Origin of the sequence: Shigella sp. FJ200513 (assembly GCF_040495915.1) — a bacterium.
In the GTDB taxonomy this organism is placed as follows: Bacteria; Pseudomonadota; Gammaproteobacteria; order Enterobacterales; family Enterobacteriaceae; genus ECMA0423.
The window spans coordinates 1-2,069 of the sequence record NZ_JBDYCV010000218.1; the positions used below are offsets into that span (position 1 = coordinate 1).

Genomic DNA, 2,069 nt, shown 5'->3' on the forward strand with positions numbered 1-2,069 from the left:
TGATGGAAATGGAAGCCACGCAAGCACCTTAAAATCACCATCATACACTAAATCAGTAAGTTGGCAGCATTACCCATGATTGCGGCGAGAGCAGGATTGAATGTTCTGAAAATGAAAAACAACACCAAATCCGTATTTTTATAAATTCCATTGATATTAGTGCGTTATATTTTTTGACAAGTTAATAAACGTGATCCACCGCACGCTTTGTCGCCCACCAGGCGGAGCGAATGACTACCCTTAAAGAAAAGCCCGATAATTAGCGACGAATTTCGGAGGTTGGATCCTTATGCTCAATCAGAAAATTCAAAACCCTAATCCAGACGAACTGATGATCGAGGTCGATCTCTGCTATGAACTGGACCCGTATGAATTAAAACTGGATGAGATGATCGAGGCAGAACCGGAACCCGAGATGATTGAAGGGCTGCCCGCCTCTGATGCGCTGACGCCTGCCGATCGCTATCTCGAACTGTTCGAGCATGTTCAGTCGGCGAAAATTTTCCCCGACAGTAAAACCTTTCCCGACTGCGCACCCAAAATGGACCCGCTGGATATTTTAATCCGCTACCGTAAAGTGCGCCGTCATCGTGATTTTGACTTGCGCAAGTTTGTTGAAAATCACTTCTGGCTGCCGGAGGTCTACTCCAGCGAGTATGTATCGGACCCGCAAAATTCCCTGAAAGAGCATATCGACCAGCTGTGGCCGGTGCTAACCCGCGAACCACAGGATCACATTCCGTGGTCTTCTCTGCTGGCGCTACCGCAGTCATATATTGTCCCGGGCGGCCGTTTTAGCGAAACCTACTATTGGGATTCCTATTTCACCATGCTGGGACTGGCGGAAAGTGGTCGGGAAGATTTGCTGAAATGCATGGCCGATAACTTCGCCTGGATGATCGAAAACTACGGTCACATCCCCAACGGCAACCGCACCTATTATTTGAGCCGCTCGCAACCACCGGTTTTTGCGCTGATGGTGGAGTTGTTTGAAGAAGATGGTGTACGCGGTGCGCGCCGCTATCTCGACCACCTTAAAATGGAATATGCCTTCTGGATGGACGGTGCAGAATCGTTGATCCCTAATCAGGCCTATCGCCATGTTGTGCGGATGCCGGACGGATCGCTGCTCAACCGTTACTGGGACGATCGCGACACGCCGCGTGACGAATCCTGGCTTGAGGACGTTGAAACCGCGAAACATTCTGGTCGCCCGCCCAACGAGGTGTACCGCGATTTACGCGCGGGAGCGGCCTCCGGTTGGGATTACTCTTCCCGTTGGCTGCGTGATACTGGTCGTCTGGCGAGCATTCGTACCACCCAGTTCATCCCCATCGATCTGAATGCCTTCCTGTTTAAACTGGAGAGCGCCATCGCCAACATCTCGGCGCTGAAAGGCGAGAAAGAGACAGAAGCGCTGTTCCGCCAGAAGGCCAGTGCCCGTCGCGATGCGGTAAACCGTTACCTCTGGGATGATGAAAACGGCATCTACCGCGATTACGACTGGCGACGCGAACAACTGGCGCTGTTTTCCGCTGCCGCCATTGTGCCGCTCTATGTCGGCATGGCGAACCATGAACAGGCCGATCGTCTGGCAAACGCCGTACGCAGCCGGTTACTGACACCTGGCGGGATTTTGGCAAGCGAGTACGAAACCGGTGAACAGTGGGATAAACCCAACGGCTGGGCACCGTTACAATGGATGGCAATTCAGGGATTTAAAATGTATGGCGATGACCTTCTGGGTGATGAAATCGCGCGCAGCTGGCTGAAAACGGTGAATCAGTTCTATCTGGAACAGCACAAAATGATCGAGAAATACCATATTGCCGATGGTGTTCCCCGCGAAGGCGGCGGTGGCGAGTATCCGTTGCAGGATGGGTTTGGCTGGACTAACGGTGTGGTACGCCGTTTAATTGGTTTGTACGGCGAACCATAATATTTTTACAGCCAGCCGCTAACTTCCTGCTGGCTGTAAAATTATCCTCTTCAGGAGGAGTAATGCCGATCAGTTAAGGATCAGTTGACCGATCCAGTGGCTGTGTAAGAATCCGGAAACGCTCACTTGT

1 protein-coding gene is annotated in these 2,069 nt (G+C 51.6%); it reads left to right on the forward strand.

The features are described from left to right. The first annotated feature begins 289 nt into the window (after positions 1-289). On the forward strand, positions 290-1,939 hold the full coding sequence (locus ABZJ92_RS21585; RefSeq protein WP_000934218.1) for an alpha,alpha-trehalase: 1,650 nt from the start codon (positions 290-292) through the stop codon (positions 1,937-1,939). Positions 1,940-2,069 lie beyond the last annotated feature (130 nt).

Coding starts and splice junctions, on each gene's coding strand:
- ABZJ92_RS21585 (WP_000934218.1), top strand. CDS start 290: ATGCTCAATCAGAAAATTCAAAACCCTAATCCAGACGAACTGATGATC.